At 59.6% G+C, this 15,121-nt stretch carries 10 protein-coding genes; 4 read left to right on the plus strand and 6 right to left on the minus strand.

Annotated features, from left to right (window positions below):
* Positions 1-408 precede the first annotated feature (408 nt).
* From RHE_RS08965 to RHE_RS08980, 4 genes are all read right to left on the minus strand, one after another.
* Positions 409-4,224 (minus strand): vitamin B12-dependent ribonucleotide reductase, encoded by a 3,816-nt coding sequence (locus tag RHE_RS08965; RefSeq protein ID WP_011425046.1) that lies wholly within the window; start codon positions 4,222-4,224, stop codon positions 409-411.
* A 619-nt stretch (positions 4,225-4,843) separates the two neighbouring features.
* On the minus strand, positions 4,844-5,338 hold the full coding sequence (gene gpt, locus RHE_RS08970) for a xanthine phosphoribosyltransferase (protein ID WP_010025058.1): 495 nt from the start codon (positions 5,336-5,338) through the stop codon (positions 4,844-4,846).
* 178 nt (positions 5,339-5,516) lie between these two features.
* The gene (locus RHE_RS08975) at positions 5,517-6,353 is read right to left on the minus strand and encodes a universal stress protein (protein WP_011425047.1); all 837 of its coding nucleotides are present in this window, start codon (positions 6,351-6,353) and stop codon (positions 5,517-5,519) included.
* A 90-nt stretch (positions 6,354-6,443) separates the two neighbouring features.
* A complete protein-coding gene (locus RHE_RS08980; RefSeq protein WP_011425048.1) occupies positions 6,444-7,220 on the minus strand; it encodes a competence/damage-inducible protein A in 777 nt (258 codons plus the stop codon).
* A 425-nt stretch (positions 7,221-7,645) separates the two neighbouring features.
* Here RHE_RS08980 and RHE_RS08985 point away from each other — a divergent pair, with 425 nt between their 5' ends.
* Positions 7,646-9,643, plus strand: a complete 1,998-nt coding sequence (locus RHE_RS08985; RefSeq protein WP_011425049.1) for a hypothetical protein — start codon at positions 7,646-7,648, stop codon at positions 9,641-9,643.
* Positions 9,644-10,631: 988 nt separating this feature from the next.
* Here the strand turns inward: RHE_RS08985 and RHE_RS08990 are convergent.
* Positions 10,632-11,012 (minus strand): VanZ family protein, encoded by a 381-nt coding sequence (locus RHE_RS08990; protein WP_042118296.1) that lies wholly within the window; start codon positions 11,010-11,012, stop codon positions 10,632-10,634.
* A gap of 180 nt (positions 11,013-11,192) precedes the next feature.
* On the opposite strand from RHE_RS08990, the gene ilvA reads away from it, so the two are divergent.
* The 3 genes from ilvA to RHE_RS09005 all read left to right on the plus strand — a co-directional run bounded on the left by ilvA (position 11,193) and on the right by RHE_RS09005 (position 14,299).
* Positions 11,193-12,443, plus strand: a complete 1,251-nt coding sequence (gene ilvA, locus RHE_RS08995) for a threonine ammonia-lyase (protein WP_042118298.1) — start codon at positions 11,193-11,195, stop codon at positions 12,441-12,443.
* A 37-nt stretch (positions 12,444-12,480) separates the two neighbouring features.
* Positions 12,481-12,807 carry an HlyU family transcriptional regulator gene (locus RHE_RS09000; protein WP_011425052.1) on the plus strand — a complete coding sequence of 109 codons (327 nt, stop codon included), beginning with the start codon at positions 12,481-12,483 and terminating at the stop codon, positions 12,805-12,807.
* A gap of 235 nt (positions 12,808-13,042) precedes the next feature.
* Positions 13,043-14,299 (plus strand): GGDEF domain-containing protein, encoded by a 1,257-nt coding sequence (locus tag RHE_RS09005; protein ID WP_011425053.1) that lies wholly within the window; start codon positions 13,043-13,045, stop codon positions 14,297-14,299.
* Positions 14,300-14,323: 24 nt separating this feature from the next.
* On the opposite strand, the gene RHE_RS09010 is transcribed toward RHE_RS09005, so the two are convergent.
* On the minus strand, positions 14,324-15,100 hold the full coding sequence (locus tag RHE_RS09010; protein ID WP_011425054.1) for an SDR family NAD(P)-dependent oxidoreductase: 777 nt from the start codon (positions 15,098-15,100) through the stop codon (positions 14,324-14,326).
* Positions 15,101-15,121 lie beyond the last annotated feature (21 nt).

A 15,121-nucleotide genomic window follows, 5' to 3' on the forward strand; every position in this document is an offset into this window, starting at 1 on the left:
CTTCGTTGCGTGTTGACTCCTGGAGCATGAAGGGCCTCCGATACAGCTCGCAAACGAGGCGGATGTCAGTGGGAGGTCAGTCGTCGTTTCGTCCCACTTTTGCGAAACTTGAGCATCCCGCGGATTTCGGCGTGACCGTGTTCAATCGAGCCTGGAACGCGTCTTATCCGAAATCGAAATTAAGCTCGACCTCGCAGACGAAACTTCGGACGACGTCCTGAGTTCCGATCTGCCAGGAGAACCGCAGTAGGTCTCGAGCAGGCATCAACCTATTTCGATACCCCAGATCGCAGGCTGATGCAGGGAGGCTATTCGCTGCCAAGTCGCAAAACGCGTCATCGTCCGGGCACTTTTAGTGCCCGGACGATGACCATTTCTTCTGTCGGAAATGAAGAACCGCAAGCCTACTCAGCTACAGCCGCTCGTCGCACCACACGTGTCGCACTTCTCGCAAGTGCCGTTCCGGACCATCGTGAAGTTCTGGCACTCCGAGCACATGTTGCCCGTATACCCCTGCATGATCGAGCGCTGGCGGCGTTCGGCTTCCACTTTCTTGGCTTCGGTCTTGGCCGTTGCCGCATCCGCTGCCGCCTTGTCGGAGAAGAGGGCGGTGGCGTCGCTGGTGATTTCTTCCATCACCTCTTCGGCAATCTCCTCGGCCAGTTCCTTGGCGCGCTCTTCGTAATCGCGCTTGAAGGCAACGATTTCGGAGGTGGAGATGGCGGCGGTCGGCTCCAGCTTGCGGGCCGCACTGCCGGCAAAGGCGGTGACCGTGCCGGTGGAAGCGGCGCGGGCAGGGGCTGCGGCGGCGGCACCCTTGGGTTCGCCCGCCTGGCGCTCGCCGCCGGTGCCGGAAACGAGCGTCGGCTTGTAGCCGCGGGTCCAGCCAGTCGACAGCAGGTTGGTCTTGCCTTCCTGGATACCCTTGCCGAGTGCGGTGTTCGAGAAATCCGACGTATCGACATGCGCGAGGTCGTGGCGGCCGAGATAGGAGACGGCAAGCTCGCGGAAGACGTAGTCGAGGATCGAGGTGGCGTTCTTGATCGCATCGTTGCCGATGACCATGCCGGCCGGCTCGAACTTGGTAAAGGTGAAGGCCTCGACATATTCCTCGAGCGGCACGCCATATTGCAGGCCGAGCGAGATGGCGATGGCGAAATTGTTCATCATCGCACGGAAGGCAGCGCCTTCCTTGTGCATGTCGATGAAGATCTCGCCGAGGCGGCCGTCGCCGAATTCGCCGGTGCGCAGATACACCTTGTGCCCGCCGACGGCGGCCTTCTGGGTGTAACCCTGGCGGCGGTTCGGCAGCTTCTCGCGTTCGCGCGAAACCCGTTCGATTACCCGCTCGATGATCTTTTCAGTGACTGTCACGGCCTGTGCGGCGAGCGGCTGCTGGATCAGATCCTCCAGTGCATCCTCGTCGCTCTCGTCCTCGATCAGCGAGGCGTTGAGCGGCTGCGACAGCTTCGAGCCGTCGCGATAGAGCGCGTTGGCCTTGAGACCGAGCTTCCAGGACAGGAGATAGGCGTTCTTGCAATCCTCGACGGTCGCCTCGTTCGGCATGTTGATCGTCTTGGAAATCGCACCCGAGATGAAGGGCTGGGCAGCTGCCATCATGCGGATATGGCTTTCCACCGAGAGGTAGCGCTTGCCGATCTTGCCGCAGGGATTGGCGCAATCGAAGACCGGGAGGTGCTCGGCCTTCAGGAAGGGCGCGCCTTCCAGCGTCATCGCGCCGCAGACATGGATGTTGGCGGCTTCGATATCCTTCTTCGAGAAGCCCATATGGTCGAGCAGGCTGAAGCTCATGTCAGTGAGCTGTTCGTCGGAAACCTTCAATGTGTCCTTGAGGAAGTCGGCGCCGAGCGTCCACTGGTTGAAGACGAACTTGATGTCGAAAGCGCTCTTCAGCGCAGCGTTGACGGCTTCCACCTTCTCATCGGTGAAGCCCTTGGCCTTCAGCGTCGACGGATTGATTGCCGGCGCCTGGTTCAGATTGCCATGGCCGACCGCATAGGCTTCGATTTCGGCGATCTGGCTTTCGGAATAGCCGAGGGTGCGCAGCGCTTCCGGTACGGCGCGGTTGATGATCTTGAAGTAGCCGCCGCCGGCGAGCTTCTTGAACTTGACGAGGGCGAAGTCAGGCTCGATGCCGGTCGTGTCGCAATCCATGACGAGGCCGATCGTGCCGGTGGGGGCGATGACCGAGACCTGGGCATTGCGGTAGCCATGCTGTTCGCCGAGCTCGAGCGCCTTATCCCAGGCCGATTTGGCATGGGCGGCAAGATCCTGATCCGGGTTTTCCGAATGGATCAGCGCGACCGGGTTGATCGACAGCGCCTCATAGCCGGAGGTTTCGCCGTAGGCGGCGCGGCGATGGTTGCGGATGACCCGCAGCATGCTCTCGCGGTTGGGCGCGAAGTTCGGGAACGGCCCGAGCTCGGCAGCCATTTCGGCCGACGTCGCATAGCAAATGCCGGTCATGATCGCGGTCAGCGAGCCGGCGATGGCGCGGGCTTCGGCGGAGTCATAAGGAATGCCCGAGGACATCAGCAGGCCGCCGATATTGGCGTAGCCGAGGCCGAGCGTGCGGTATTCGTAGGAGAGTTCGGCAATGCGCTTCGACGGGAACTGCGCCATCATGACCGAGACTTCGAGCACGACAGTCCACAGGCGAACCGCATGTTCATAATCGCCGATATTGATGCGCTTGGTGGCCTTGTCCTTGAACTGCAGCAGGTTCAGCGAGGCAAGGTTGCAGGCCGTGTCGTCGAGGAACATATATTCCGAGCACGGGTTCGAGCCGCGGATCGGGCCGCCGGCCGGCGACGTGTGCCAGTCGTTCATCGTCGTGTTGAAGTGGATGCCCGGATCGGCCGAGGCCCAGGCGGCGTAGGAAATCGTTTCCCAGAGATCGCGCGCCTTCAACGTCTTCATCACCCGGCCATCCTTGCGGGCGGTCAGCTTCCATTCGCCGTCATTTTCGACGGCGCGCAGGAAGTCGTCCTTGATCGAGACCGAGTTGTTGGAGTTCTGGCCGGAGACCGTGAGATAGGCTTCCGAATCCCAGTCCGTGTCGTAGGTCTTGAATTCGAGATCCTTATAACCCTGGCGGGCGAACTGGATGACGCGCTGGACGTAATTCTCAGGAACCTGGTCCTTCTTGGCGGCGCGAATTTCGCGCTTCAGGGCAGGATTCTTGGCCGGGTCGAAGCAATCGCCGTTGTCGCCACCGTCGCAGTTGACGCAGGCCTTCATGATCGCCTTTAGGTGGCGGGCGACGATCTTCGAGCCGGTGACGAGGGCCGCCACCTTCTGCTCTTCCTTGACCTTCCAGTTGATGTATTCCTCGATATCGGGATGGTCGATATCGACGACCACCATCTTGGCGGCGCGGCGCGTCGTGCCGCCCGATTTGATGGCGCCGGCGGCGCGGTCGCCGATCTTCAGGAAGCTCATCAGGCCGGAGGAGCGGCCGCCGCCGGAAAGCTTTTCACCTTCACCGCGCAGCATGGAGAAGTTGGAGCCGGTGCCGGAGCCGTATTTGAACAGGCGCGCTTCACGCACCCAGAGGTCCATGATGCCGCCTTCGTTGACGAGGTCGTCCTCAACCGACTGGATGAAGCAGGCATGCGGCTGCGGATGCTCGTAGGCCGACTTGGACTTGGTCAGCTTGCCGGTGAAAGGGTCGACGTAGAAATGGCCCTGGCCGGGGCCGTCGATGCCATAGGCCCAGTGCAGGCCGGTGTTGAACCACTGCGGCGAGTTCGGGGCGACGCGCTGGGTGGCGAGCATATAAGCAAGCTCGTCCTTGAAGGCTGCTGCATCTTCTTCCGAAGAGAAATAGCCGCCCTTCCAACCCCAATAGGTCCAGGTGCCGGCGAGACGGTCGAAGACCTGGCGCGCATCGATCTCGGAGCCGGTCTGCTCCTCCTTGGGCAGGGTCTTCAGCGCGGCTTCGTCGGGAACGGAGCGCCACAGGAAGGAGGGAACGTCGTTTTCCTCGACCTTCTTCAGACGGGTGGGAACACCGGCCTTGCGGAAATACTTCTGCGCCAGAACGTCGGTCGCGACCTGGGAGAACTGCGCGGGAACGTCGATATTCTCGAGGCGGAAGACGATCGACCCGTCCGGGTTCTTGATCTCGCTCGTCGCCTTGCGGAATTCGATATCCGCATAGGCGCCTTGGCCGGCCTTCGTGAAACGACGTTCGATGCGCATAGTCTTGACCTCGCGTTGGCGCCCGTCCCCAGGGCGCAAATTTCCAATCCGGCGGCACATTGTCGTCGTGCAGCCAGTCTCGTTTCCGTATCGTGACAGGGGTGTCATCCGGAGATGTCTTTCCTGTATCTTGTGGTGATGGTGGCTGCAAACGCTAAATATAGTATTAACAGCTTATTATCGCCAGTCCCGATGTCGCTTTTTTTGGAGGCAGAAAACCGCACAGAGATCCCTGCGGGCCTGAACCGATTCCGGCACAATGCCCTCAATCTGCGTCTTGTTTTTCAAAGGGAACCGGGCTCGTGACCTCCGGTCCTGTCGCCGCCGCAACATCAAGAGCAGTAAAGTTTGAAACCGCTGATTCCGTCAAGGGCTGGTTTTTAATTGAATGGTAGCCACAACATGTTGTGGATGCGCCTGTGGAGATTGGGGAAAGCCGCGGAGTGCTGAAAATACAAGGACTTGCGGGTGTTCTCGAGTAAGGAAAATGCCGCAGCGGCGAAAAAGTGTCCCGCGACAAATCTTGTGATGGCATTTCCGGCGCAAATGCGCATGCCGATTCGCTGAGGAAATCAGCGCTGTCTAAAGTGCGCCTCGGATGGCGGCGCACTGCGGACAATCAACGCGCGCCCTTGGCGATCGGTTCCTGATAGGTGAAGCCCATATCCCAGGGGAAGTAGATCCAGGTATCCTGGCTCACCTCGGTGATGAAGGTGTCGACGGTCGGAACGCCCTTCGGCTTGGCATAGACGCAGGCGAAATGCGCCTTCGGCAGCATGGTGCGCACCTGCGCGGCGGTCTTGCCGGTATCCGTCAGATCGTCGACGACGAGCACGCCTTCCCCGCCGTTTTCGGCAAGCTCGGGCGCAATTCCCTTGAGCAGCACCATGTCGCCCTGATTCACATAGTCATGATAGGAGGCGATGCAGACGGTCTCGATCAGTCGGATATTCAACTCGCGTGAGATGATCGCGGCTGGAACGAGGCCGCCGCGGGTGATGCAGACGATCGCCTTGAACGTCTGATCAAGGCCGGCAAGCCGCCAGGCAAGCGCGCGCGCATCGCGGTGGAACTGATCCCAGGAAACGGGAAAGGCTTTATCGGGAAGGGACATCGGGCTGCTCCGCGGCATGAAAATGACGACACGCCGTTGGCCGGCGACCGGACGGGCTTGAGGCGGCAATCGGCAGGCCAAATCGCGCAGCCCAAGCTGCGTGAGAACGGCCAAGCCCGAAGCCCTCATCGGTCGCTGCAATTAGCGGAATTTGCCGTCAAAACGCAAGAGCCGCCCGTTAACGTGATAGCAGCGTCAGTGCCGTCATCGATTGCAGCAGGCTTCTCGTCGTACCGCCGAAGATCATCTGCCAGAGCCAGGAATGCGTATAGGCGCCCATGACGAGAAGATCGATGCTGTTGTCCGAAAGACGGTTCTCGATGACGTCAGAGGCGCTTTTGTCCACACTATGGGCGGTCGAAAGCTTCGTCTTCACGCCGTGGCGGGTAAGGGCCGCGGCAATCTCGGTGCCTGATGTAAGCGGCAGCGTCGTCTCGACCGGATCGACCGAAAAGATTTCCACCGCCTCGGCCGTCTTCAGGAAGGGCAGCGCGTCGAAGGTTGCGCGCGCCGCCTCCTTCGAGCCGTTCCAGGCGATCAGCACGCGTTTGATCGGCTTCGGCTGACGGATGATATAGGGGATTATCAGCACCGGCCGCCCGGTGTCGAAGAGGAAATTGTCGACGTCGACATGGCTGTCGGAAGGGTTTGCCGGGTCGGCTTGCGAGGCGATCAGGAGATCGGCGCTGCGCGCGCTCTCGATCAGCGGTGCGGAACCGTAGCCGGTCGACGTGGTGAAGCTGCGCCACTCGGAGGAGAGGCTCGCCGCGTCCGCCTTAGCCCGAAAGATGCGCTCGACGGCCATCGTTTCGCTATGTGCCATGTCCTGCAGCGCCTGCACGGCGACCGGGTCGGGGATTTCCATCGGCGCCACTAGCGGCACGGCGGAGATGGTTTCGGCATGCAGGCCGATCACATGAGCACCGCTTTCAGCGGCTATGGCAAAGGCGAAATCGGCAACGGCGACGCTATTGTCTGCTGTATCGAGAATGGCGAGAACGGTTTTGTAAGTCATATCAATTCTCCTTGCGCTGAAATGGCGTGCGCGAGGGAAGGAATGCACCGGACCGTTCTCCCGTTCCTTGACGGGGATCAAGTCTGCCCCTCAAGCCTCGGCGGAATAGTTTTCTGCGATCTCCTTGTTCCGGCGGATAGCGTCGATCATCGCGTGGACGTCGGCGCCGGCGGCATCGATCGCCGGTTGCGAGCGGCCGCGCACGACGATCTCGGTTGAGAATTTCTGGCCGATATAACGCGGATAGGAGCCGATACTGGTATCCGGATGCGCTTTCTGGATCGCGGCAAGCGGGGTGCCGATATCACCCTCGCCATAAGGGCAGGCGATGGCGAGCGAGAGCACCGGCGTACCGGTGCGAAGTGTCGGCAGCACATTGTCGACCATCGCCTGGAAGACCTGCGGCACGCCGGCCATGACATAGACATTGCCGATGATGAAGCCCGGCGCTGTCGAAACCGGATTGGGGATATGGGCGGCGCCCCGCGGCATGCGCGCCATTCGCTGACGCGCCTCGGTGAATTCCATCTCGCGGCGACGGTACATATCGGCAAGCAGGGTCATCGCCGCTTCGTCATATTCGCAGGGCAGGCCGAAAGCTTTAGCGATCGCATCGGCGGTGATGTCGTCGTGCGTCGGCCCGATGCCGCCCGAGGTGAAGACGTAATCATACCGAGCGCGAAGCGCATTCAGCGCCTCGACGATCGCCTCCTCGTCGTCGGCGACGATGCGCACTTCCTTGAGATCGATACCGGACAGGGTGAGCAGATCGGCGAGGTGGCCGATATTCTTGTCCTTGGTGCGGCCGGAAAGAAGTTCGTCGCCGATGGCGAGCATGGCGGCGGTGACGACGGTGTCATGGCTCATGGGATGTTCCGTGATGTGAGGCTGGTCAATAGGTAGCGTCCTTAGGCCGCTTTGCAAACACTCGCCGATGCGTCACCTTACCGAAATTGAATTCAAGTACGGCTCGTTCCACGGCGGTTCCACCATCGCCAACGGCTCGCGCCAGCAGCACCGGGTGTGGCGAAAGCCATGGACGCAACGAGGCTATAGTTCCCAGATAATCACTGCGTCTCTCGGATTGCAGGCAAACGATTTACAAGCTATGGCGGATCCGTAGGCGACAAGGCAATTAGATTGAAGTGCAAAGCCCCAAACTTTTTCAGCATTTCTGTACTTGGAGATGGATCGCGGCCTTCCAGCTTTGCAACCGGTCCGACCGTCCGCCCGCCGAACTCATGCTGTCTTCGTAGTCGGCTATTGTAGTTGGGGGAGAGGAACGTGAGATCATGACTGTCCTTGTGGTGTGGCTTGTCGTTGCCGCGATATTGCTGTTTGGCCTTACCCTCAATCGCGCTCTTGTGCTTTGGCTAAACCGCGGCGTTCAGCCGGCTGTTCGTGACGGAACGGATCTGCTCTTAAGCGGTATCCTGCCGGGGATTGCCCTCGTCGGTGGTTTGGCAACTGCTCTCGGAGTCATTCATCTGCTGCGCATAGAAATCGTGCTGCCCCTTGCCGCGAGTTTAATGATCTGGAGACGGAATGATGTACTGGCGATTTTTGTCGATTTGCGCAATCTGGCGGTGATCGGTGTGCGGGCGACTGCCAAGGGCAATCCGTTTCCCCTTTTGGCGTCTGGCGCATTTATTGTCTTGATTGGGGTGATCTCGATAACAGCGCTTTTCCCGGCAGGGTCAGCGGATGTTTGGGCTTTTCAGATTCCGCTCGCGCAAAGCATGGTTTCCCATAGTGGATTTGTTACGCCGCAGATAGACAGTCATTTTTACGGAAACATACCGCTTTTCTTCAATGTTCTTTTCGCCAGTGCACTGCTGTTCGTCGATCACTGGCTCGCGGCGGGCCTGATGAACGCGGCGATTTTCCTCGGATTTTTGTTATTGCTCACAAGCTGTGCGCACCGCTGGCGGGCGGCTGGGTTGTTGCTGGTTTTCTATCTGATTGCGTTCCAGGGCTTTTTTACCCCAGGCGCGGCAGTTCCTTTAACCGACCTTCCCAGATCCTGTTTTTCGGTTGCGGCCGTCCTTTATCTTTGGCGCTACTTTGAGACCCGCAGGCCCTCCGAGATCGTCTCTTGTGCTTTGCTCTTGGGCGGGGCAGTCGGCGGCAAATACACCGAGCTTCAGATGGTAGGCTTGATCGGTCTGGCGCTCTTGCCGTCGATCTATCGCGGCAAAATGTCATTGTCGCTTTTTTTGACCTGCCTGGCCGCGTTTTTGTCCCTTGCGGGCTACTGGTACCTCAAAAATCTCATTGTCCTCGGTAACCCTATCTATCCTTTCATCTTCGGGCATCCCGGACTTTCAGACCAGTGGATGGCGAACTACAGGCTTGAACTCGGCCGTGCTTTCGATCCGGCAAACCGGGTTTTCGTGACCGATCTGACGACCCGCCAGGGCTGGCACGACTTTTTCTTCATCCTGGATGATTGGTTTCTGGATCGCCGGCAATATGCGATGGTGGCTCTCATCCTGATCATTGGCGCGTTGCTCGCGTCGTTCAGAAGGATATTTGTGCTTGTAGCGACAACTGCGGCGATGTTCATCATCTGGTACGCCGTCATGTTCAACCACATCCGATGGGCGACGCCGGCCTACTTGTTATATTTTTCTACCGCTTACATCGGCGCGAGCTTGATCGTGGAAAAAATTGCAGTGAGCAAAACCGCTCAGCCGGGTGGGGTTATGTTCGCTGTGTCCGGACGCGTGCGGGCCGGACACAGGGCCGTCAATGGACATTTGTTTACGCTTGCAGTGGCGGTTATCGCTCTTGTGGTTTTCTGTCGTCCCGCCGTCAAATTCATCTACCGCCCCGATCGACAGCCCTATTCGTGGATGGAGCATGGAGTCATGGATGTCCTGATCGGCCGGCAAAAATCGGACGATTTTCTTGGGACCCAGCGTGAAGGTTACATGATTTATCGCTATGTCGCGGCAAATGATTTGAGGACTGTATTTCAACCGTTCGACATTGGCAGCGCTTTATTTGCGGCCGCCTATACCGGCGGCAGAGATAAGGGATGGTTGCTGCCTCCCTATATGCTTCCTCAATCCGAAAATGATTTGGACGCCTTCATCAAACGCAACAACATCCGGTACTTTATTCGGGTGACGGAGAAACAGGAGCTGTTGGCTGATCGCATGGGCGGCGCCGCCAGGTTTGCGTTGGCGGAAAAAACCATATCGCGAATGTTGCCAGAATCGACTTTGCTGCTGAAAGACGGAATTGGGTGGGAGCTGTACCGGTTTGACGGTTTTCCGTCGCAATGAAACCGCCAGGCCTGCGGCGCCCCATACCTTTTCATCGGGAGCCCGGTCCGTATCGACATATGGTGCGGACGGCGGGGGTCGAACCCGCATAGCCTAGGCCGAGGGATTTTCATACCGCTACGGCTTTCGCCGCCGCCTTCCGGCGTTTGTGGTCTGGACTATACCTTCACCCTAGCTTCCGCCTTAGGTGCTGCCCGTCTAGTCTCTACACCTTCCCCTGAGGGGCTTGGCTCGGGATTGCCATCTGACAGGTTTCCCCGACTTTGAGCAGTTCTACATCAGGCGTTTCCGCCCGTGCACTCAATTTTTCTTTAAGTCCCTTGTGTCTACCGATTCCACCACGTCCGCGTGGGACCTCCGTGCTAACAAAGAGAGACGGCATTCTCAACCGATATTCAGGGTGTGGCATGCGATTCCGCTGCGGGGGAGGTGAGTGTCGGATATCAGGCGTCGGGCAGATGGCGCTCCAAACGCTGGTCGCTTTGAGCGTCCGGCAGTGCTCGCCGTCGAGAAGCGGGCAGAGCGCCATCGATGTAACCACAGTCGCCCTCGGCGCTGATCAAATCTACCGAGTTTCAGCGGCAACCCATCGGCCCCGGTTATATGGGTTCGATCCTGATCGCCCGCATCGCCTTCATATTTCCGTTGAACATGCATGTATATTGTGCATAAAGGCGAGTTATCGCTTGACAAGTGCATTTTGGGTGCAAGCATTGGCCGCGACAGTTGAGTAAGTGTTGTCTTGTGGGAGTAAGGCGATGGTTTACGATTGGAGTGGGACTAAGGTTCGGCGCATCCGGATCTTCAAGGCCGGTGTTGCGCTTGTTCTGGGAACTGCGATGGCCGCAATCCCGCTGTTCTTGTGGGCGGTGCAACTGGCCGACTTCTAGAGTGTCCTTAGCGCGTCGGAGAAGACGCGCTAAGGACACTCTATCACTTTCGAACCGCACGGATTCCGAATTGGATTTACGGGCTTACCTGTGGTCTGTTACATGTAATCGTCAGTGAGCGGAACGGGGCGCGGCGCCCTGGTTTCACGCCATCTGTTGATCACCCAGCCGGCGACGAGGCCGAGGGCGGCACCCGTGGCCTTGATGCCGGCGTCATGCAGGCGCGGATGGCGGGTCGGCGCGAAATACTGCAGATATTCGATGGCGACTGCCCCAATGATCAGCAGCACGGCCACCAGTTTCCACTGCTTCGGATAGGCGAGCGCAAAGGCGAGGCCGAGAAGAACATAGGCTGCGCCGCGGTCCGTATCGACCGTGGTGACCGTATCCGGTCTCAGCCCGATCGGCGAAACCGTGATAAAGAGGATGAGGGCGAGCAGCAGCCAGGCGAGCGGTCTTGCGAATTTGAAGATCATCATCGCTCCATATACATGGCAGGCTTTTTCATTGACAGTTAAAATCAGTTCATCTGCCGCCGATTTTGCGATTGGCTTAAGAAAGGCTCTATGGGCTGAGCCGGCCCGGTCAGTGAACCCTTTCCTTTGGCCGCCGGCTTGTGCCATAGCGGCGGTGACCAATCATGAGAATGGACCACGCCCGTGACGAGACTTGAAGTCGAAAGCGCCGAAGAGGCAATGCGCAGCCTCTTTCCGGCAACGCCGCTGCAGCTCAATGACCATCTCTCGGCCCGCTACGGCGCCGATATCTGGCTGAAGCGCGAGGATCTGTCGCCGGTGCGCTCCTACAAGATCCGCGGCGCCTTCAACTTCTTCCGCAAGGCGATCGGGCAGGGGGCGGCCGGCAAGACTTTCGTCTGTGCCTCGGCCGGCAACCACGCCCAGGGCTTTGCCTATGTCTGCCGTCATTTCGGCGTGCCGGGCGTCGTCTTCATGCCGGTGACGACGCCGCAGCAGAAAATCGAAAAGACCCGCATGTTTGGCGCTGAATTCATCACCATCCGGCTGTTCGGCGACTTTTTCGATCAGTGCTATCAGGCGGCGCGCGAGCATGTCGAGGCGGTCGGCGGCGTCATGGTGCCGCCCTTCGACCATGCCGATATCATCGAGGGGCAGGCGACGGTCGCTGCCGAGATCATGCAGCAGCTGCCTGAGGGAACGGTGCCCGATAGGGTGGTTCTGCCGGTCGGCGGCGGCGGACTGGCCGCCGGCATCACCGGTTATCTCGACGGCATCGTGCCGAAATCGGCCTTCGTCTTCGCCGAACCGTCGGGCGCGCCGAGCCTCAGGCGCAGCATCGAGGCAGGCAAGGTGACGACGCTTGCAAAGGTCGACAACTTCGTCGACGGCGCAGCGGTCGCCCGCATCGGCGATCTGAATTTCGCCGCCCTTCGCGATTTCCCTGTTGAACAGGTGCAACTGATGCCGGAAAACGCCATCTGCGTCACCATCCAGGAGATGCTGAACGTCGAGGGCGTCGTGTTGGAGCCGGCCGGAGCCCTGTCGCTGACGGCGGTCGCCGCGATGGATCGCCAGGCAATCCGCGGCAAGACCATCGTCGCCGTCGTCTCCGGCGGCAATTTCGACTTCGAGCGCCTGCCTGACGTAAAGGAAAGAGCCATGCGTTACGCAGGGCTGAAGAAATACTTCATCCTGCGGCTTGCCCAGCGTCCCGGGGCGCTCAGGGATTTCCTCAATCTGCTCGGACCCGACGACGATATCGCCCGCTTCGAATATCTGAAAAAATCGGCGCGCAACTTCGGCTCTATCCTGATCGGCATCGAAACCAAGGCGCCGGAGAATTTTGCCCGGCTGATTGCAAATTTCGAAGCTTCCGGCATGGGTTACGAGGATATTACCGAAAACGAGATCCTCGCCAACCTGATCATTTGACTTGGCGATCGTAAGGCCGCCGTGCTAGAGACACGACATGGCGTCATTCATTTCAAATCTCTTTTCGATGTTCTCCGGCGGGGCCCAACCGGCCTCGCAGGCGGCAGGCCCGTCCGGCGAGTCGCAGCTTTACGGCGATTGCACGATCTATGCGGAGCCGCGTAAGGAAGGTAGCCAGTATCGTCTGGCCGGTCGCATTGAAAAGAAGGTCGGCGACGAGGTGCTGGTGCGCAATTTCATCCGCGCCGATATGTTTTCCTCCTCCGACGATGCGATCGAATGCACGGTGCGCAAGGCGCAGCAGATTATCGATCAGCATGGGTCGTCACTTTTCGGTGACGGCGAGAAGATCCGCCAGGTCTGAAATCGGAATCCTCCCGTTCGGCCATTGCATTTCAATCGTATGTCCTTGGGCTCTGATCCCGGGCCTGTCATCTTGCACACGCAATCTTAAAGGATTGCGGCGAAAGCTATCGCTTGCAGATTTGCAGGGCCGCTCTTGTGCTTCAATTTATCAGACGATCGATCGAAGGATCCGCTGTCGTGATCGCAGTGCCCGCCCGGCCGCGAAGGCGGCTCCCGGACGCCGGGGTGCCGTAATGGAGACGATCAACCTCGCGCTCTTCGTCGTCGAAGCCGTCGCCTATTTCGTGCTGATGGTGACGCTTCTGCATTTCCGCCATCGGCTCGGCCTCGGCGTTTTTTTGACGGCGCTCGGCGTCATGCATTTCATGGAGACCTACCTGGCGGCGGTCTTTTACGTCTCGCTGCCGTTCGGCGATGTGTCTCCGGGCTCATCCGTGTTCTTCTCCGGCAAGCTGATGATGATTCTGATGCTGTATCTGTGGGAGGATGCCGCGACGGTGCGCCAGCCGATCTACGGCTTGTTTCTCGGTAATCTACTAACCGTCGGCATCGCCTGGGTGCTGCAGCTTCACCAGCCGCTGCAGCTGTCGTCGAACCACACGCCCGACGTCGATTTTCTGAAGGAGATGGGCTGGCTGATGATCTGGGGCACGGCGCTGCTCTATGTCGATTCGCTCGGCATCATCCTGCTCTATGAAAAACTCGGCGATTTCTTCCGCAGGCGTGTCGTTCTGCGTTTCATGATCTCCGGCTTTGTGCTGCTGACTTTCGACCAGGTCGGCTTCTTCGCCGCGCTGTACTATTTCCTCGGTGTTCCGGTCGCCGTATTCTGGGGTGGCTGGAAGGCGAAGATGCTCTCCGTCTGCCTCTATGGGGCGATGTTTGCCGTCTATAAGTATCGGATCCGCCGCCTTGGCGCCGACCTCGCCGCGCGCTCCATCAGCGACCTCTTCGGCGACCTTACCTTTCGCGAACGTTATAACGACCTTCTGGAGCGCACCGGCCGCGATATGCTCACCGGCGTCTATGACCGCACGCGCATGGAGCTCGAAGCGCCGCTGATGCTGCGCGAGGCCTTGAGGCAGGGGCTATTTGCCACCGTCCTCATTATCGACGCCGATCACTTCAAGGATGTCAACGATGGTCATGGCCATCTTCAGGGTGATGAGGTGCTGAAGGCAATCGCCGCCCGCCTCGGCGCGACACTGCGGTCCAGCGACCGCATCTTCCGCTTCGGCGGCGAGGAATTCGTCGCCGTCTGCCCCGGCACAAGCCATGAGGAAGGGCTGCTGCTAGGTGAGCGGCTGCGCTGGACGATCGAGACCAGCGTCAAAACGCCGGATGAGAAGCCCGTGACGGTCAGCATCGGCGTTGCGACGGCCGACGAGGACGGCGCCAGTTTCACGACGGTGCTCGCAGCCGCCGATGACAGGCTCTACGCGGCAAAGAAGAGCGGCCGCAACTGCGTCGTCGGCCGCTCGTCATCATGAAATCCAGCTAGCCCTCCGGTTTGATCAGGCGGTGCGGAAGATCTTGGCGCCTGAAGGCGCGCTTGTCATGCCGCCATCGACGGTGATCTCGATGCCGGTGACGTTGGCAGAATCATCCGAGGCGAGATAGAGCGCTGCTTTGGCGATTTCGTCGGCCTCGCTCATGCGGCCGAGCGGGCTCATGCCGCCGAGGCGGGCCTCAAGCGCCGACATTGCATCTTGGGTCGGCGCCATCGGCGACCAGATCGGCGTCTTTGTACCGCCTGGCGTCACCTGGTTGACGCGAATCCCGCGCGGGGCGAGTTCGGACGCCATGTTGCGCGTCATGGCGCGGACCGCAGCCTTTGTCGCCGCATAAGCCGACCAGCCGGGAGCGCCGAGCACGGCATGCACCGAACCGTTGAGGATGACCGAGCTACCGTCGACGAGATGCGGCAGGGCTGACTGGACGGTGAAGAATACTGCCGTCAGGTTAGTGCTGATGATCTGATTGAACTGCTCCGGCGACGTATCACCGAGCGGTGTCGCGCCGCCGATGCCGGCATTGGCGAAAACGATGTTGAACTTGCCGAACTTTGCGGCGGCGTCGGCAAAGGCTCCCTCGGTGGCGGCAGCATCGGTGACGTCGACCTTCAGCGCCAGCACGCCCGCCCCAAGCGCCTTTTCGGCGGCAGCGAGCGTTTCCGGATTGCGGCCGGTGATCACCACCCTGGCGCCCTCATCGATGAACACTTTGGCGGTCGCAAGACCGATACCGCTGTTTCCGCCGGTGATCAGGGCGACCTTGTTTCGTAGACGCATGATGATGCTCCTCTTGGAAAT

This window comes from Rhizobium etli CFN 42, assembly GCF_000092045.1.
In the GTDB taxonomy this organism is placed as follows: domain Bacteria; phylum Pseudomonadota; class Alphaproteobacteria; order Rhizobiales; family Rhizobiaceae; genus Rhizobium; species Rhizobium etli.